The 20,055-nt window shown below is 59.6% G+C and carries 6 protein-coding genes and 1 pseudogene; 2 read left to right on the forward strand and 5 right to left on the reverse strand.

Annotation, left to right across the window (positions count from 1 at the left end; translation table 11 throughout):
* Positions 1-74 precede the first annotated feature (74 nt).
* The 5 genes from M8013_RS03340 to M8013_RS03360 are packed head-to-tail and all read right to left on the reverse strand — an operon-like array spanning position 75 to position 18,193.
* Positions 75-2,744: a tetratricopeptide repeat-containing sulfotransferase family protein gene (locus M8013_RS03340; RefSeq protein ID WP_271266420.1), complete on the reverse strand. Its 2,670-nt coding sequence runs from the start codon at positions 2,742-2,744 to the stop codon at positions 75-77.
* Positions 2,741-13,390 carry a beta strand repeat-containing protein gene (locus M8013_RS03345; RefSeq protein ID WP_271266421.1) on the reverse strand — a complete coding sequence of 3,550 codons (10,650 nt, stop codon included), beginning with the start codon at positions 13,388-13,390 and terminating at the stop codon, positions 2,741-2,743. The genes M8013_RS03340 and M8013_RS03345 overlap by 4 nt, the downstream gene beginning before the upstream one ends.
* 60 nt (positions 13,391-13,450) lie before the next feature.
* Entirely contained in the window at positions 13,451-14,701 is a 1,251-nt protein-coding gene (locus M8013_RS03350) for a beta-barrel domain-containing protein (protein WP_271266422.1), read from the reverse strand.
* A complete protein-coding gene (locus tag M8013_RS03355; protein WP_271266423.1) occupies positions 14,691-16,916 on the reverse strand; it encodes an ATP-binding cassette domain-containing protein in 2,226 nt (741 codons plus the stop codon). The genes M8013_RS03350 and M8013_RS03355 overlap by 11 nt, the downstream gene beginning before the upstream one ends.
* Positions 16,916-18,193, reverse strand: coding sequence for a TolC family protein (locus M8013_RS03360; RefSeq protein WP_271266424.1), 1,278 nt, complete (start codon positions 18,191-18,193; stop codon positions 16,916-16,918). Before M8013_RS03360 ends, M8013_RS03355 begins: the two co-directional genes overlap by 1 nt.
* 1,020 nt (positions 18,194-19,213) lie before the next feature.
* On the opposite strand from M8013_RS03360, the gene M8013_RS03365 reads away from it, so the two are divergent.
* Entirely contained in the window at positions 19,214-19,471 is a 258-nt protein-coding gene (locus M8013_RS03365; protein ID WP_271266425.1) for a YjhX family toxin, read from the forward strand.
* 33 nt (positions 19,472-19,504) lie between these two features.
* Positions 19,505-20,000, forward strand: a pseudogene (locus tag M8013_RS03370) (SAM-dependent methyltransferase); the annotation flags it as partial.
* Positions 20,001-20,055 lie beyond the last annotated feature (55 nt).

Here is a 20,055-nt window from a genome sequence, read left to right on the forward strand (position 1 = left end):
AACGGCGCCGCATGCTCCCCCTCACCCCAGCCCTCTCCCCAAAAAGGAGAGGGAGCCGTCCGTGCCGTTATTAATTAAAACGACACCGTCGCGGAGGTGCGAATGGAAAAGCCCAGCGGAAGGTCTTCATCCGCCACGCTGTCATCCCTACTGACGGAGCGCGCCCTTAACCTCTGCGCTTTTTCCGGCTGCTCCGCGAGTTCGTATGCCTGCGCCAGATCGCGTCGCCAGTTGGCATTCCATGGGCAGGCCTGGTGTGCCTTTTCCATATGCTCAATGCCATCCGCCAGGTGCCCTTTATGCACGCAAATCAGGCCCACCATGAAATGCGCGGTCGCGTGTTCGGGCACGTGGTGCAGCAGGCGTCTGAAGAGCATCTCGGCTTCATCAAGCTTCCCCTCGCGATAGCGGGCGATGCCATCGGTCTGCATTCCTGGTACCGGCAAGCTCACCATCTCAACAGGCTCATGCACGATCTTTGCGTTGGTCCCCGCGATCAGCGGCGGCAGAAAGTCCGCGTAACGCCGCCAGCGTTCGCGCGCCGTCTGATAGATCGGCTGACGCACCTGCCACACGCTGGCGGTCTTGACCGGCCTGTCCAGTTCAGAGGTGTCGAGCACCTGCGGCTCCCAATCCACGCCGATATAATCCAGCATCCGACGCGCCTCGCGCTCCGGCTCAGAGACCACGTCCTCGTAGCGCACCTCGAGAATGTCGCCGGGGAACAGCTGGTTCCAGTGGTGCATCATCAGGTTGTGGTCGGCCAGTTGTTCACCAATCCACTGCAGGTCATAGGCGAAGCCCATCCCGCCATGCTTCGCCGCATAGTCGGTGAAGTAATTGGAGATAGCGATATCGCGCGGGTCACGGCGCACGGAGATTATCCGCGCATTCGGGAACAGCAGCTTGATAAGACCGATGTTCTCGAAATTGTGTGGCAGCTTGTCCACCACATGCAGGACCTCAGACGCGTCTTCGGGCACGGTTTCCCGCAGTTCCTTGAGCAGGCTGGCGGTGATACCCGCCACGACATCGGCCGACAGATCGTCGACACAGTCCGGGTAATGACGTCCTGATCCGGTATTCCGTTCCCAGTTTTCCAGCCGGGCGATGGTGCTGGGGATCACCCCGAGTTCGCCCGCGCCGTGGATGTGGCTGTGTCCCGCCAGGATCTGTTCGACCAGCGTGGTACCGGAACGCGGCATCCCCAGAACGAACACCGGCAGCGTTGAATCGTTGCCGATGCCGCGTCGGTTTTCATAGAGCGAACGGCTGAAAGCATGACGGATACGCGCGCAGCCCTGGCGGTGTGCAACCGGGTCGTAGCCCAGCAGTGCGCGGCTGGCCGCATTAGCTTCGTTGGCCAGGGTGAAGGCTTTGGTGTAGTCCTTGCGCTTTTCCCAGGCCAGAGCCAGCTGCAGTAGCAGTCCGGGCTGCACCGGACCGGAGAGGCCCGGCCGCCGGGCCAGGGTCTCCAGGCGAAGCAACGTCTCGTCGTCTTGCGGAAAACGTCGGGCGTTGATCAGTGCCGCATGACCGCGTGCCGGGTCGACAGCCAACACCTGTTCGAACAAGGCGACGGCCTCGTCGATGCGCCCCAGTTGCATATACAGCAGCCCCAGCCCCTGCAGGGCGAGTACCAGCTGCGGATGCGCCTGCAGTACCTCGAGGTATCGCGCCTCTGCCCCACTGTAATTCTGGTCCTGGGCATCCGCCCCGGCGAGTGCCACCTGTGCCTGCGCCAGCCACTGGTCGATCTGCGCGGCGTCTACATCGGGTGATGGCGTCAGCGCCCCGGCCTCCTCGATAGCCTGTTCGGCCATCTTACGCGCCAGCGCCGGATAGCCCTGGGTGGCGATTCTGGCCAGCTTCAGGCGCAAAGGCAGCGTCATTTTTTGCTGCTGTCCGGCCAGATGGATGGCCCGGTGCAGCAACGTCATGGCCTGAGGCAAGCGCCCCTGTAGCTCCGCCAGCTCAGCCTGCTGTTGGTAGAGGTTCGGCTGTTGCGGGTAATGCCGCAGACCACGGCGCAGCGCATCTTCCGCCTGGGCATGGCGTCCACGCTCGGCCAGACGCTGAGCATAGCCGCTCAGCAGGCCGCAGTAATCGTCCTCAGCCAGTTCAGTTTGGCATGACTCCAGCCAGGCATCCGCGCGGGCAAAGTCGTCACCGGCCAGCCACAGCTCCAGGCGCAGACCGCGCAGCTGCTGGTCATGCAGAGCCACCTGCTGTGCGGGCCAGTGCTCCCGCTCGCCTGCCCAGAAGAGGTCGGCGGCAGCCAGCGTCTCCTCGGCCTGCGGCAAGTCCGCACGTTGCAGGTAGAGACGCAGCAGTTGCTGATAGACGGCGATATCCGGTTGCAGGCGCAGACTGCGTCCATACAGAGGGATAGCCTCCTCTTCCCGTTGATGCTGCACATAGCAGGCAGCCAGACGCGCCAGCAGAAGCGGGTGGTCTGGAGCCGCTGTACGGGTGGCTTCCAGCAACGCCTGCGCTGGGTCAAATTCCCCCAGCAGCAGGTGCAAGGCGGCCAGGTCGACGCAAACGTCGACCTCCAGTGCCGTCGGGTCCAGCACCGCCAGCGCATGGCGGGCCGCCTCTGGCCGGCCCAGATGGATCTGGGCCAAAGCCAGCAGCACCTGCTCTGCCGGTGACATCACCGGCAGGCTCAGACATGCCTCATGCAGCGCCTCAAACTGCTGCATGTCGGCCAGACGGCGTAGCAACGTCAGTGAACCTGTCATGGAAACGCCAGTCCTTGCGAGGTGAGGACGCCAGCAGGCATCGCCTGCAGATACACCTGACCAAGCTGCTGATTGTCTCCATTCGGGTTTACGGCCCAGGTGCCGTTCCAGAGATCCACGTTATTACCACCACGAGAGAATTGGCCGTTTGCGTCAAGTAATGCGGCATTCCCAGAAGACGAGAACGCGGACGCCCACTCAATGGCATTCGGATGGTGAATCGTGGACCTCACTGCGCCGCCGAAGGTTCCTATAACAGGGTTGCCCGTGCCCACCAGCACTATCTTGTCGTCGGTGCCCAGATTCTGCGCGCCCGACCACATCTCGTTGTTGTCCAGCCCAGTCAGCGAAAAGTTGGTGCTGTTGACCTTGATATAGATGGTGTACGCAGTATTGGCATCAAAGACGCGTCCGTTGTGGTCAGAGCTTTGGCCCGTCGTCAGGTCGAACACCACGGTGGACGGATCCCCCATCCCGGCGAACGCCGTCGTGAAGTTCAGCCCCGTCGAGGTGCTGATCCCGGCATAGTCATTGCCCGCCGTGTCGTGCAGCGCGCCGCTGTCGATCTGGACGTGGTAGTTTGCGCCAGCCGCCAGATCCGTTGTCGGGTTAATCGTCACCGTGTTGCCGCTGATGCTGACCTGCGAACTGTCGGTGATATCGATAAACTTGCTCAGACTGCCATTGCTGTCGTTGATGAGGGTGATATGGCCGCTGCCGGCCAGCACAGCCTCGCTGAAGGTCAGCGTGAGGTTAGCGCCCGCGGCGACGCTGCCGACGTTATCCTGCGGCGTGCTGCTGGTGAGCACAGGCGCAGTGTTGTCTACCGTCAGGCCGGTACTGTCTGCCGCTGTCGCCGTGCCGTGGTTGGCCGTGGTGACCGTGACGGCGACGTTACGACTGTCTACGTGGTTAATGGCCCCGGCGGTGAGGGTGTATTGCGCCGTGTATTTCCCATCGCCCGCGATGGCATCCCCGTGGGTACCGTCGTCGTAAGCTGTCGCCGGCGTGCTGGCACCAAACTGGCTGAAGTCCATCGTCACGCTGGTCACCGCGCGGGTATTGGCGTCGCCGCTTGCCGAGTTGTCCCACACGGCGGTGACGGTGTCGCCGACCTTGTAGGTACTGCCATCTGTGCCACCAGGCGTGGAGGTGATGGCGATATGGGCATCGGTCACTGTCGGTGCCACAGGCGCATTCAGGCCGATCTGGTAGATATCACCGACGGCGTAGCCAGTCCTGTCATCTTCGATTGGATCGGAATCAAACAGCACAGAATAGGTGATGTCATAGCCGCCCGCGCCATCGGAGACGATCCGCGGATTGTACAACTGCCCGCCCTGAGGCACCGTGATACCGCTGTCGGTCACGTCACTGGTCAGCTCGCCGGTGGTTTTGGAGATAGTGACCTGGCTAAAGCCGCCGCTACCGTCAGGGAACACAAACACCAGATCCGTGCCGTTGTCATAGGCCGTGGCCGATGCCGCTTGAGAGCCGTAGAAGCCCCACATCAACTCGCCATGGATTTTTGTGTCCATCGCGCCTACGTCCACGGCGTGATAGCTCTGAGTCCCCATACCATAAACGTCGTTGCTCTGTACGTTGGTGGTGATCAGTGTGCCGTCGTTGTGGTAGAGCGTGACCTCCCAGGTCGCATTAATGTATTCCTGGCTAAAGACCGCAAATCCCCCGTTGAACGCAATGACGTTGGTCGGAGAATTCTGCTGGTTATTCCAGTTAACGCGTTGCCAGGTGCTGCCGCCGTCGAAATTGGCCGGCGTGCCGTTTTCGTCGAACTTGAAGATGAAAGCACCGATAGGCGTGCTTGTCGCCGACTGACCCGGGGTGCCGATCCAGTCGTACACCTCGGACGACAGTACATAGCTGCCATCACTCAGTGCCGTCAGCACGCCTGGCGTCAGCTGGAATTTCATCAACTGGACTGCCGGCGGGGTGACGCCGCCGAAATCTTGACTCGGGCTGTTGCCGCCGATCAGGGTCTGCGTGCCCTCGGTGAAGCTGGTTCCGCTGCCGTTGTAGTGGAAGACAGAGACGGCCTGCTGTTGGTCGGTCCCTGGGCCCATCGTCTGGTAGGAGATCGCAAAATCACCGCCATTTGCGCTGCTCTGCGCCGCAATGGTGACGCCGTAGCCAGACGTCGCCAGCTGGTTGCTGGATTGCAGGTTGCCGTTGTTGTCATAGATAGCGTAGTGGACGCTAAAGTCAGCCCAATTCGTGGCCTCCAACTGCGACCAGGCCACGACGAAGCCGCCGTTGGCCAGCGCCTTGACCTGCGTATCCCACATGGTGTAGCCAGCGGGAACGCTAATGTCCAGGGTCTTGACGACGTTGTTGTTCGCGTCCAGCACCCTGACGACGCCGTCGTACAGCGCGCCGGTCGGATCATAGGTAATACTGTCGCCGCCAATCTGCTTCATGTACTCCATGACCGTGTAGCCGTTGCTCAGCTTCTCCAGGCCAATGTTGACCGTCATTTCAGTGGACGTATCGCTGGTGCTGCCAGAGACCACCGCGCTGCCATCAAGGTTGTTACCGACTGCCACCTCTACGGTGACGGTCTGGCTGCTGTGGTTGCCCGCCGCATCGGTAGCGGTGACGATGAAGTTGTAGCTGCCGGCGACGGCGGCGCTGCTCAGCGTGACAACACCGGTGGAGGCGTTGATGTTGAACAAGCCAAGGCTATCCGGGTCCAGGCTGTAGGTGATGGCGTGGGTATCACTGGCGTTAGCGTCGTACACCTGGGTACCGGCCGCAGCACCGCTGGTAAGGGTTGAACCGATGGCAGTCGCGCCACCAGAAATCACAGGTGCCGTGTTGTCCACCGCCACGCTGCTGCCGGAGATAACAGACACATTGCCGGCCGCGTCTACGGCGTAAGCATGGTAAGTGCCGTCGGCAAGGCCCGTCAGCGCCAGCGAAGCGCCGTTGTTAGCCGTAACGGCAACGCTGTTCACCAGGTTGTCGGCGGCGTTGAGGAGGCTGTTCAGATCCGTCACCGTCACGCTGTCGCTGACCAGATAGACCATGCCCGCTTCGGTGCTCTGCACACTCACGATCTCATTGCCGTTCTCCACGCCATCCGCGTCACGGATAAGCGTGACGATCGGCGGTGTGGTATCGACAACGTTGTAGGTGACGGTCTGCGTGGTCTGATTCCCGGCGGCATCGGTGGCGGTGACAACGAATTGCGCACCGGTGGCCTTGGCCGGACTGGAGAGCAGCGTAACCACGCCAGTGCTGGCGTTGATATTGAAGTGCTGGTTGTCGCTCAGGCTGTAGGAAACGCCGTTCGCATCGGTGGCCGCTGCGGTGTAGACGGTGTCACCGACGGCAGTGCTATCCGTAATGTCGGCGGCGATGGCCGCGCTGGTGAAGACAGGTACGGTGTTATCCACCACGACGCTGCTGCCGGAGATAACAGACACATTGCCGGACGCGTCCACGGCGTAAGCGTGGTATGTGCCCTCGGTCAGACCGGCCAGCGCCAGCGCTGCGTTGGCATTAGCCGTGACGGCAACGCTGTTCACCAGGTTGTCGGCAGCACTGGTGAGGCTGTTCAGATCCGTCACCGTCACGCTGTCGTTGACCAGGTATACCGTACCGGCCTCAGAGCTTAGCACGTCGACCATCTCGCTGCCCTTCTGCACGCCATCTATGTCACGGATAAGCGCAACGCCAGGCGGCGTGGTGTCGACAACGTTGTAGGTGACGGTCTGCGTGGTCTGGTTACCGGCGGCATCAGTGGCGGTGACAATAAATTGCGCGCCGATGGCGGTGGCCGGACTGGAGAGCAGCGTCACAACGCCGGTGCTGGCATTGATGCGGAAGTGAGTGGTGTCGTTCAGGCTGTAGGTGATGCCGTTCGCGTCGCTGGCCGCAGCGGTGTAGACGGTGTCACCGGTGGAGGTGCTATCCGTAATGTCGGCGGCGGTGGTCGCGCTGGTGAAGACCGGCACGGTGTTGTCGACCTTCACGCTGCTGCCGGAAATAACGGACAGATTGCCTGCCGCATCCACGGCGTAAGCATGGTAGGTGCCGTCGGCAAGGTTTGCCGCAGAGACAGTTGCGCTCGTATTTGCAGTGACGGCAGTGCTGGCCCACTGGTTGCTGGCGGCACCCGTAATATCGCTAAGCTGACTGACCACCACATTGTCATTGACCAGGTAGACGGTGCCGCTTTCGTTGCTTTGCACGGTAGCGTGGCCGTCCTGGTTCAGCACGACGAGATTTTCGTAGGTGCTGCCGTCGGCGTTAAATTTCTGCACAAAGAGGTGGAGACCAGACATGCCGCTGGCAGGGCTGTAACCGTACCAGGTCACCATGTATTCGCCGTCTGCGCCGACCGCAGTGACCTGCGGGAAGAGGTCAAGCCTGCCAGCGGAAGCTTGCAGCTGCACGATATCGCCTACCGGGACACCACTGGCATTGAACTTCTGCGCATAAACGTCGAGATCCGGGCCGTTGGTCCCCATCCAGGTGACGACGTAGCCGCCATCGCCCAGCGCGGTGATACGAGGTAACTGGTCCTCGTCGTTGAACGTGTTGTTGTCCAGTGCGTCCAGTTGCACGGTTGCGCCCACTTTGCTACCGCCAGCATTGAACTGCTGCACATAGACAGCGTATTCATAGGAGCCGTTCGAATTACTGTATTCCATCCAGGTAACAGCGTAGCCACCGTCGGCCAGCGCGGCGATGTACGGATAGTTAAAGTCGCCACCGTTATTGCTGCTGTTGTTGCCCGAGCCGTTCAGTACGACGATGCTGCCGACTTTGGCACCGGTGGCATCGAACTGCTGCACATAGGTGCTGTTGTTGTTGTTCAAGTTGTAGTTGTTGAGCTCGGCCCAGGTGACGACATAGCCGCCGTTAACCAGCGCCGTGATCTGCGGCTGGAATTCTACGCTGTCGCTGATTCCCACCGTGGAGTCCAGCACCACTGGGGTAGAGCCGGTGCCGTTGGCATCGAACTGCTGTACGTAGATGTGGTAGTCGCCGGCGGTTTGGCCATGCCAGGTCACCACATAGCCACCGTTGTCCAGCACGGCCACCTGCGGGCTGCCGTTGTCAGAAGAGCCGGACACCCCCAGTGGCACGCTGTTGCCCACTGCGACACCGGCGTCGTCAAAGCGCTGCACGTAGACACCGCCGCCGTTGATGTACCAGGTCACGATATAGCCGCCATCAGCCAGCGTCGCGATCTGCGGGGCGACATCCTGTGTAGAAGCGGCTCCATCAAGTTTCACGGCTGTGGATATTGGGGTGCCGTTAGCGTTGAACAGCTGCGTATAGATGCTGGTTTCACTGCTGGTAGCGTCTTTGCCGTTCCATGCCACGGCATAAGCCCCGGCATCATTAATGGCCGTCACGCTGACAATACTGTCCGACGGGTTTAAGAAAAAGTTAGCCGAGCCTGTGGCGATCTGTACGGCATCACCCAGCGCCACGCCCTGGGCGTTGAGGCGCTGCGCATAGATCCCGTTGTTGCCATTGGTGTTGCCTGCCCATGTCACCAGGAAGCTGCCGTCGCCCAGCGCGGTGGTGTCAAAACTGTTGTTGTAAATGTAGCCGCCCGCCGGGCTCAACATCACCGGTCCTGACGAGCTGCCGTCGAGGGTGACAGTCGGTGCGATTTCGTCCACATCGGTGACATTGACGGTGACGGTCTGCGTGGTTGCGTGACCTGCTGCGTCAGTGGCAACAACGTTGAAGGTGTATTGCGGCGCGTGGGAGCTTTCATAGTCTGGGCTGGCGTTAAAGGTGACCGCACCCGTTGCAGCGTCGATAGTGAAATACTGCGCGTCTGCACCGTTATCCGCGTCGGCCAGGCTGTAAGTGACGTGCTCGCCACCGTCGGCGGCGTCGTTGTCAACGGCCTGTGCGGTATAGATGGCGGTACTGGCATCGCTATTTTCGACAACACTCACCGTGGCGCTGGCGTAGCTGTCGCTGATGTTGCCGGTAGTGAAGCTCGGGGCAACCTCATCAACGTTGTTGATGTCCAGCGTCACCGTCTGGCTGCTGGCATTGCCGGCGGCATCGGTAGCCACAACGGTAAAGCTGTAGCTGGCTTTGCTTTCATAATCCGGGTTGCCGGTCAGGGTGACCGCGCCGGTGATCGGGTTGATGGTCAGGCCCGCGTCGCTGTCCGCTTTCAGCGAGAAGGTCACGCCGTTGCTGATATCCGCAGTGTCGGTCGCCGTAGCGGTGTAGATCACCTGAGCTGCGCCGCTGTTTTCGTTAATTGCCGTGGCCGTTATGCCGCTGGTGATCGTCGGGGCAACTTCATCGAGATTATTGATACCCAGCGTCACCTTCCGGTCGCTGTGGTTGCCAGCCGCATCGGTGGCGATAACGGTGAAGCTGTAGCTGGCTTTGCTCTCAAAATCCGGGTCGCCGATCAGGGTGACCGCCCCGGTTTGAGAGTCAATCGTCAGCCCCGCGTCGCTGTCAGCTTTCAGCGAGAAGGTAATGCCCCCGCTGATATCCGCTGTGTCGGTCGCAGTGGCGGTGTAGACCACCTGCCCTGCACCGCTGTTTTCGTCAATCGCCGTGGCGATTGCGCCGCTGGTGATCGTCGGGGCAACCTCGTCGAGGTTGTTGATCCCCAGCGTCACCGCCTTGCTGCTGGCATTACCGGCCGCATCGGTGGCAACAACAGTGAAGCTGTAGCTGGCTTTGCTCTCAAAATCCGGATCGCCGGTCAGGGTGACCGCGCCGGTGGTTGCATCAATAGTCAGGCCTGCGTCGCTGCCCAGTTTCAGCGAGAAGGTGACGCCGTTGCTGATATCCGCTGTGTCAGTGGCCGTGGCAGTGTAAATCACCTGACCCGCACCGCTGTTCTCATCAATTGCCGTGGCGATTGCGCCGCTGGTGATGGTTGGCGCAACCTCATCAAGGTTGTTAATCCCCAGGGTGACCACTTTGCTGCTGGCATTACCGGCCGCATCGGTGGCAACAACAGTGAAGCTGTAGCTGGCTTTGCTCTCAAAATCCGGGTCGCCGGTCAGGGTGACCGCGCCGGTGGTTGCATCAATAGTCAGGCCCGCGTCGCTGCCCGCTTTCAGCGAGAAGGTCACGCCGTTGCTGATATCGCCGGTATCGGTCGCCGTGGCGGTGTAGATCACCTGACCTGCGCCGCTGTTTTCGTTGATCGCCGTGGCCATCGCGCCGCTGGTGATGGTCGGGGCAACCTCATCAAGGTTGTTGATCCCCAGCGTGACTGCGCGTTCGCTGGAATTCCCCGCAGCATCGGTGGCCACAACGGTGAAGCTGTAGCCGGCTTTGCTCTCAAAATCCGGGTCGCCGGTCAGGGTGACCGCGCCGGTGGTTGCATCAATAGTCAGGCCCGCGTCGCTGCCCGCTTTCAGCGAGAAGGTCACGCCGTTGCTGATGTCGCCGGTGTCGGTCGCGGTGGCGGTATAGATCACCTGACCTGCACCGCTGTTTTCATCAATCGCCGTGGCGGTTGTGCCGCTGGTGATCGTCGGGGCCACCTCATCGAGGTTGTTGATCCCCAGGGTGACAGCTTGATCGCTGGCATTACCCGCCGCATCGGTGGCGACAACGGTGAAGCTGTAGCTGGCTTTGCTCTCAAAATCCGGGTCTCCGGTCAGGGTGACCGCGCCGGTGGTTGCATCAATAGTCAGGCCTGCGTCGCTGCCCAGTTTCAGCGAGAAGGTGACGCCGTTGCTGATATCCGCTGTGTCAGTGGCCGTGGCAGTGTAAATCACCTGACCCGCACCGCTGTTCTCATCAATTGCCGTGGCGATTGCGCCGCTGGTGATGGTTGGCGCAACCTCATCAAGGTTGTTAATCCCCAGGGTGACCACTTTGCTGCTGGCATTGCCGGCCGCATCGGTAGCCACAACGGTGAAGCTGTAGCTGGCTTTGCTCTCAAAATCCGGGTCGCCGGTCAGGGTGACCGCGCCGGTGGTTGCATCAATAGTCAGGCCCGCGTCGCTGCCCGCTTTCAGCGTGAAGGTCACGCCCGCGCTGATATCGCCGGTATCGACCGCCGTGGCGGTGTAAACCACCTGGCCCGCACCGCTGTTTTCGTCAATCGCCGTGGCAGTCGCGCCGCTGGTGATGGTCGGGGCAACCTCATCAAGGTTGTTGATCCCCAGCGTGACTGCGCGTTCGCTGGCATTGCCCGCCGCATCGGTGGCGACAACGGTGAAGCTGTAGCCGGCTTTGCTCTCAAAATCCGGGTCGCCGATCAGGGTGACCGCGCCGGTGATCGGATCAATAGTCAGATCCGCGTCGCTGCCCGCTTTCAGCGAGAAGGTCACGCCGTTGCTGATATCCGCTGTGTCGGTCGCCGTGGCGGTGTAAACCACCTGGCCCGCGCCGCTGTTTTCGTTAATCGCCGTGGCGATGGTGCCGCTGGTGATGGTCGGGGCAACCTCATCGAGGTTGTTGATGCCCAGCGTCACCGCCTTGCTGCTGGCATTACCGGCCGCATCGGTGGCAACAACAGTGAAGCTGTAGCTGGCTTTGCTCTCAAAATCCGGGTCGCCGGTCAGGGTGACCGCGCCGGTGATCGGATCAATAGTCAGGCCCGCGTCGCTGCCCGCTTTCAGCGAGAAGGTGACGCCGTTGCTGATATCCGCTGTGTCGGTCGCGGTGGCGGTATAGATCACCTGACCCGCACCGCTGTTTTCGTCGATCGCCGTGGCGGTTGCGCCGCTGGTGATCGTCGGGGCAACCTCGTCGAGGTTGTTGATCCCCAACGTAACCGCTTTGCTGCTGGCATTGCCCGCCGCATCGGTAGCGACAACGGTAAAGTTATAAATGGCTTTGCTTTCAAAATCCGGGTTGCCGGTCAGGGTGACCGCGCCGGTGGTCGGGTTGATCGTCAGACCCGCGTCGCTGCCCGCTTTCAGCGAGAAGGTGAAGCCCCCGCTGATATCCGCTGTGTCGGTCGCGGTGGCGGTATAGATCACCTGGCCCGCGCCGCTGTTTTCGTCAATCGCCGTGGCGGTGGTGCCGCTGGTGATCGTCGGGGCGGCATCATCGAGGTTATTGATGCCCAGCGTGACCGTCTGGCTGCTGGCGTTGCCCGCCGCATCGGTGGCGACAACGGTGAAGCTGTAATTGGCTTTGCTTTCAAAATCCGGGTTGCCGGTCAGCGTGACCGCGCCGGTGGCGGCATTGATGCTGAACAGCGCGCCATCACCGGTGGTGCTCAGGCTGTAGCTAAACTGGCTTGGGTCGGTAGCGACAGCAGTCCATACGACCTGGCCTGCACCGATGTTCTCATTCACGCTGGCCGTCGTGGCGCTGGTGAAGACAGGCGCATGGGTGTCAATAATGAGGCTGAGGCCGCCAGACGTGTCAGTGGCAGCCGCTGCGCCTTTAATCAGTAACGATTGCACCTGATCGGACAGACTGCTGCTACTGCTGCCGAGTGTGATTCCGGCCGTGACGGTATCAAGGATGGTCTGGGTGGAGGCACCGGCGTTGGCTTCCGCACCGGAGAATGCCGCCAGCAGGAGGCCATATTTTTCACCGTCGCTCAGGCCATCGGTCGCGTCATAAATGCCGCCGTTGGTTGCGACGACCGTGGTGTTCATAATGCTATCCACACCAAACAGACTGCTGATGGCGGCGGACATTTCGGCCACCTGCGCGGCGCCCAGGGTGGCTGGGCTGTCAGTCGTGCCGCCGAGAGCTTCCTGAGCCTTGGTATAGGCGAGGGTGGTCAACACGTTAATATTGAGAACGAGGGTACTGTTGTCCCCGGAGATAACACCCATGCTCCAGAGCTGAGCAGAGAGGTCTTTACCGACGCCCGTCGCTTCGTCCAGGTAGTCCGCCGCACCGCCGCTGTTGACGAGCTTAACAATAACCACGCCGCTGTAACTGCCAGCCGACACGGTGACCGAGCCGTTCGGCCCCAGCGTCCCCGTGCCAATCAGCGTTTTGCCATCAGCCTGATAAATTTCGACATTCAAATCGTTACTGCTGAGCGCCGGGCCGCCGACAAAATTAAGCTCGACAGCGTTCTGCACCGCGGGTTCTCCCCCGCCGTTATCCTGCTTGCCGCCATTGTCATGGCCACCGCCGCCACTCGCCGCTGCAATCCCGACGCCGATCGCGCCACCCAGTCCGAGGACGCCGGCGAGGTAGCCCGCGTAAGAATGCGATTGAGGCAGGTAGGTGACCTGATGGCCAGTCACGAGCGAGTTGTTCTGCAGGCCGGATAAGATATTTTCCAGCCCCGGGTGGCCTGAGGTCATGCTGGCCAGCGCGTCCGGTGAACCGTGCGCATAGAAAACGTGACTGCCGTCGGCCAACGCTGCGCCTTCGGTGCTGGAAGGCGTCATCAGCTGGGTAGACGTGCCGTCAGCAGGCAGGGTGACGCTGGTATCGCTTTGCGTAAACCAGTCCTGCAGGGTCAAGGTGGTGCCATCGGCATAGTCCAGCTGCAGATCTTGCCCGTGACGCGAAGCCACTACATCATCGGCCAGCTTTTCCTGGTCATTTTCGCCTTTGCGCTTAAGCACCCGGTAAGTTTCACCCGGAGCGGCCTTGTGAATGTTGGTCTGCCCGGCCTGCAGGGAGATGTGGGTTTTACCGGTACTGAGCGTATATTGGCCTGGATTCATCGGGGTCTCGGATTTCATTATGTGTTATCTCCAATTGGGGCGAACAGGAAAATCGGGTTGCAACGACCACCTGCGGTGTCATCGCTCCTGGAATGATTCACTGAGTGTTTTACGCAAAGGTTTAAGTAAAAAGTCCATCAGCGTGCGATCACCGGTACGGATGTCGAGCTGAGATGTCATGCCCGGCAGGATGTCAAGCTGGCGGCCCGTGGTACTGCGCACGAACTGCCCTTCTTCCTGACTGCCTGACTGGCCTTGTGCATGGCTTTTCAAACGAACGTGGACGCGGTAGTAGATCTCCTCGCCACGGGGGGTGTTTTCTTTAAGGGTATCGGCCGACACATACATCACCTCCCCCTGCAATGCGCCATAGATGGTGTAATCGAAGGGATCAAGGCGAACGGTGGCCGGCAGTCCAACCTGAACGCGGGCAATATCCGCAGGCAGAACCTTAGCCTCAACGATCAGGGCATCATCGGACGGGACGATCTGCATGATTTCATCACCGGCACGTAATACCCCACCCAGCGTGGTGACGCGGACGTTTTTGACGATCCCAGGCCCCATAGCCGTAAAGACCGTATCGTGCACCTGCTGGCGACGGCCAGCCATCTGTTGCAATGTCTGGCTCAGGTCATCTTCTGCCTTGGTGAGATCGGCTCGCGAGTCATCCAAAAACTTATTGCGTCGACCCAGCAGGCGGGCACGGGCTTCATTGAGATCGCGCTGCGCGTTAAGCCGCTCGCTGGTGCTCACATCGCCAGAGCGTTCAAGCTCGTTCACCAGGTTGAGCTTCTGATTGGCTAAGTTGACGGCGGTTTGCAGCGCGGTGATATCTTCCTGCAGACTCTGACGGCGCTGCAGGAACAGGGCGCGTTCAATGTCTGCCTGCTCGCGTAATGCCGGGCCGGGATCGGAAGGGAACCGGGGAGTTGATTGTCCGGTTGATTCTGCGCGAAGTCGGGCAATACGCGCCTTGAGACCAACGATACGGGCGTCTACTTCACCCGCCGCTGCCTCAACGCGGGTGGGATCGAGGCGAGCCAGAATCTGTCCCGCCTTAACATGATCACCCTCTTTGACACCCAGCTCGGACAGTACGCCACCGTCCACGGTCTGGATTATCTGCACCCGACTGCTGGCGATAACTTCACCGTGGGCCCGTGCGACTTCATCAATGCGAAAATACATAGCCCATACGACAAAACCCAGCACCACTACGACGATGCTCCAGATGAGCCCGGCGGAGATTCGGCTATGGTGAGAGTTTTCCAGCCGATGCACGCGAGCGGCGTCAGCGATCTCGTCGTCAAACAGTTCAACGGCCATTAAGGACTCCTGCTGTATTTGATGCTTCCGGCATACGTGTTTTTACGTGCGGTACCTCAACGGTGGGCCGCGAGCCCGTAGCGCGGGCCATCAGTCCTGGCATCACCTTGTCTGGCGCACCATCGCGGACGATGGTGCCTTCCTGCACGACCAGTACGCGGGTCGCAAAATTAACGGCAGCCATCGGACGGTGAGTGGCAACGATGAGGATATCTTCTGGCTGCAGCCTGGCTTGCAATGCTTTCCAGACGCGGGTCTCCGCTTCGCCATCAAGCGAGGCCGTGGGTTCATCCAGCAGCCAGATACGGGGACGAGACATCAGCACACGTGCCAGGCCTACCAGCTGGCGTTGACCGCCAGAAAGACCTGAGCCACCTTCACTGATCGCCATATCCATCCCCAGCGGATTACTGGCAGCCACCTGATCCAGCGCCAGATCGCGGGTGACGTCCGTCAGCGTGGTGTCGCTGACTGCCCCTGCGAGCATCAGATTGCTTCGCAGCGTGCCTTTGAAGAGCTGCACCGCCTGTGGCAGATAGCCAACCTGCGCGCTGACCAACTGAGGATCTATCTCCCACAAATCGGCATCGCCCAGGCGCACGCGGCCCTCACCAGGGCGATACAGCCCGGCCAGGATCTTCAGCAACGTCGATTTACCGCCGCCAACAGGCCCTAACAGCAGAACACGTTCACCGGCGTTAAAGCGGAGTGCGGGAATATTGAGTTGTTGAACCGGAGACTGCGGAAAGGCGAAGCGCAGCTTTTCCACACTAATATGTTCTGGCAGGCGATCGGGCAACAACAGGGTCTGCCCAGGGCGGCGCTCCGTCGGTTTGCGCAGCAGGTTGTTCACCATATCCAGCGCTTCTCTGACCTGCTGCCACTGCATCAGGTACTGAACGCCCTGACTCACCGGCCCGATGACACGACCCCCGAGAATGCTGCACGCGACCATGCCGCCGGTGGTCAAATACCCGGCCTCGACGCCCCAGACGCCCACCACGATCCCCATAACATAGGCCAGCGTCGACAGACTGCCGGTGGTGTTAGTACAGAACTGGCTGAGCGATTTTTGCTGAATGCTGTAGCCGGCGATGGAATTACTGAGCGTCTGCCAGTCTTGTGCAAAACGCCAGCCCGCATGACTGGCACGCAGGGTTTCGGCACCGCGAATACTGTCGACTAACAGGCCCAGACGCTCATTGCTGCGCAGCATCTGTTGGCGCGTGAGACGGCGTAAGCGCAGACGGGTGAACAGGCCAAGCGCCAGCGCGACAGGGAGTATTCCGAGGTAAACCCAGCCGACGGGCCCACCGATCAAACCAATCAGCCCGATAAACAGCAGTGCAAACGGCAGATCCACGATCCCGAAGACCAGACCGGCAGAGACAACCTGCCGTACCGAATCCAGGGCCCCGACCTGGGCGGCCAGGGTGCCCAGACTGCCGGGCTGCTGGTCGAGTTGCAGGTGCAGCAGGTGTTCATAGACATGCTGAGAAAGGCGTTTATCCACACTGCTGGCCACGCTGTCCATCACGCGGGCTCGCAGTGTTTTGAGCAGCCAGTCCAGCCCTACCACCAGCACCATCCCCACGACCAGCGTGGTCAGAGTTGCCCAGGCCAGAGTGGGAACCACGCGATCGTAGACCTGCATCGCGAAGAGCGAGGTGGGAATGGCCAGGATGTTCACCAGCAGCGTGGCGGCGACAACCCGGGATATCCAGCGGCGGTCGCGCAACAATTCTCGCCACACCAGGCGCATGGCCGGGTTTTCGCTATCAGCGATGTTCTCTGACTGTACGTGTGCAGTCAGGCTGAACCAGAGTACCGCCGTTTCGTCACCCGCCGTCGTACCCGGCGCACCGGTCACGATGTCGTCTATCGCCAGCGTTCGGGGTTCGGCGCCTTCACGGGTCAGCGTCAGGGTATCGGTGTTCCCGCCCTCATGGTGTCGTTCGGCCAGCCACCATGTCTGTTCATGCCACATCAGTGCCGGGAGATGGCGGGGATCAAAACGCCGCCAGGGAAGCAACGCCAGCCTGACATCTTTCATCCCCGCGTCCGACAATAAACCGCGCACCTGATCCTGCGGGCGATCGGTCAACGGAGGGGCGGCCTGCGCACGCGCATACGCCTGCGTTAATGCCGCTTTATTCACCGGGGCATTTAGCTTGTCCAGCAGGGCCAGTAATTCAGAGAGAGGAACAGGTATCATCAGGGATGGCTCGCAGACGTGTTAGCTAATTGTGTGCCCGTGGGCAGGGCGCCGGAGGTATCGTCCATGCGTCCCGTGCGTGCGGCCAGGCGCAGACAGTCGCTCCGCCATGCCGATCGCACCGCGACCAGCGCTTGTTGTTGTTCGGTTAATTCGCGCACGGAGTTGAGGACGTCCAGCCAGCTTTTGTAGCCCGACTCGTACTGGCGACGGAACGATGCCAGCGTGTCGCTGAGTTCGATGACAGACTGCTCATACCCCGCGATCAGCGTCAGGTTAGCGTCACGCCGATCGAGCAACTGGCGTGTCTCAATGTCTTCGCTGTGGCGTTGTTGGGCCAGATCCTGGCGTGCGGACTCCACGCGTTCCAGCGCCGCGTTCTGCAGGCCGCGGGTCACCAGTCCCAGACCTTCCATCGTGCCGCTCACCACCACATTGATCGTATTGTCATTTCTCTGGTTGGGGATACCGGAGTAGTCGTTACGAGAGGCTTGCAGGGAGACGGTCGGCATCGATGAGGTGCGCTGACGTTCCACATCCGTTTCAGCCAGCGTAACCCCCGCTTCACGTGCTCGCACGGTCGCACTCTGTGCAAGGACTTGTTCTTGTATAGACTCATCGGCTGGCAGTTTGAGGATGCTGCCAGGCACCGGCAGATCGCTTGCGATCGGCTCCTGAGTCAGGGATAACAGCGTGGATTCGGCGGTAAGCAGGTCCGATTTGGCCTGCTCTAACGAGGAACGCGCCTGCAACCATCGGGCCTTCGCCAGGCTGACATCGGCAGAAGATGCCAGTCCCCCCTGCGCACGGCGCTGGATCTGTTCCTGCAACGCCTGATGGTTGTTAACGTTCGCTTCAGCAACGGTAAGACGCTCGCGCACACCCTGCACATTCGCATAGGCCACTGCGGTCTGTTCCAGCAATTCACGACGCGTAGCCCAGGCCGTGGCTTGCTGAGCAACGGTGTCAGTGTCGGCGTAGTCAATGGCACTGTCGATACGCCCAAAAGCCCATAACGGCTGCGATACGCTCAGCGTGGTCGAACTGGAATCATTGTAACCGGAGATTTGCCCCGCCCCCGCGCTGGCCCCAAGCGTAGGCAAACGTGCCGCGCGGGCGCTATCGGCGTTGGCCTCTTTGGAACGCACAAGCGCCTGCTGACTGGCAAGGCCAGGGTGATGGAGCATGGTGCTGCGCAGTGCGGCAAACAAACCGCCCGCCGAGGTGTCGTCAGAAATGTGGTGCGAGGGGGACGAAGGCGCCCTCGCCTGAGCCATCGTCACAGAAATGACAAAGGGTAAAGAAAGTATGATTGCAGGAAGGATCTGACAACCGTATCGACCTGGAAGAAACCCCATTGTCTGAAGGCCCTTTATTTAAGAAAGATTAAAAGACCCGCCGATCATGATTTTTCCCAGGTTATCCCGATATAACAATGATTTATAATGGCGCGGCCGGAATAACAGGTTAGAAATAAGATAAAGCTTATTGTTTTACGCAATAATTACCGATTGGTAACATTCATGTCAAGGCGTGTAATCGTGTAATAAAAGCTGTAAAAGAGGGTTAATTAAGAAGATAAGTCCACTTAACGCAAATATATTCTCGGTGAGGGGTAATATCAGCGGTGATATATGGGATAAGGCAGTGGATTATATGCCACTAGCGGAAAGTGGTAGTGGGAGGTGTTGATTGTTTGGATACGTTAGAGATTGTCGCAGCCCCTGAGGAGGGGTGACGATTTATGGCAAAGCAAGGGGGGTATTCAGGGTTGTGGCTAATGGGTTGGCCTGTTTGTATGGATCGGGTCGTTCTCAGTGCCAGACAAACCATCACACACGACCGCCCCATCACCTAAAAACACTGAAGCCAATGTTAATAACCCTGTCTACATAACTGCGGAATTAACGAAATAAACAAGGATGAGTCGGACAGACCACCTGAATTAAACCTCGCTTAACATGCCTCGCATGACCAATACATCAGCTTGTTTAGCGCTTACCTTTTATAAATAAGGTGGCATGGGCGACATTTTCACCACACGTAATCAAAATGAGGCTCTCTGAGGGATCACATTTTTCAGACCCGATCATTCCCTTACAAAAAGAAGGTGTTATCATCGGCCCGTAAATACCTTTCAACTCAACCCGAGGCTTTGATGCTGGAGAATGTAATCATCCGATAATCAGCTCCCCGACCTTTTCAGGACGGACTGATTATCAATGCGCTGAAATCGACTGCGGACACCGCTGTGTGTTTGCACATTTTGCACATGATGATTAAACAGGTTTTCCAGTATGAATTTATCCCGTCAGGAACAACGTACCCTACACGTTCTCGCCAAAGGTGGACGTATTGCGCACGCCCGCAATACGTCAGGCCGTGTCACCGCTGTTGAATGCTACAGCCGCGAAGGGCTTTTGCTTGCCGATTGCACGCTCGCCGTCTTCAAAAAACTCAAAACTAAAAAGCTGATCAAGTCGGTAAACGGTCAGCCCTACCGCATTAATACCACCGGGCTGAACAGCGTTCGCGCCCAGCCTGATAATCGCTAAGGAGCGGATTATGGATACCCCACGTATTTTACTGTTAGCGAACGCGTTCATTTTTCTCATAACGACACGGCAGGTTACGTGGCGGATGAAAATGTGACATGGCGGCATGTGTTGGCGCAACCTGGATTTCGGGCGGCGTTGCAGGGACGCTGGAATTGCTGGCGAAGAGTCTTCAACCCGGAGGGATAATTCTTATCGGCAAACCGTACTGGCGTCAGATCACCACGACGGAAGAGATAGCTCAGGCATGTGGCGTCTCGTAGGTGGCCGACTTCCTCACCCTGCCGGACCTTGTCGCTTCCTTCGATAAACAGGGCTATGACCTGGTAGAAATGGTGCAGGCAGACCTGAAAGGGTGGGACGGATACGAAGCCGCGAAATGGATGACTATGTGCCGCTGGCTGAAGGAAAACGCTGACGATACTTTGCGCAGGAGGTTTGCACGGAGCTGACGATAGCACCTAAACGCCATGTGACTTACACGCGGAAATACTTTGGTTGGGGCGTGTTTGCTTTAATTGCACAATAAATGGAGCATGCGGCATAACCCAAAGGGTTATACCGCCATTCAGTAAGGAGTGCAC

Source organism: Silvania confinis, assembly GCF_025564085.1.
In the GTDB taxonomy this organism is placed as follows: Bacteria; Pseudomonadota; Gammaproteobacteria; order Enterobacterales; family Enterobacteriaceae; genus Enterobacter; species Enterobacter confinis.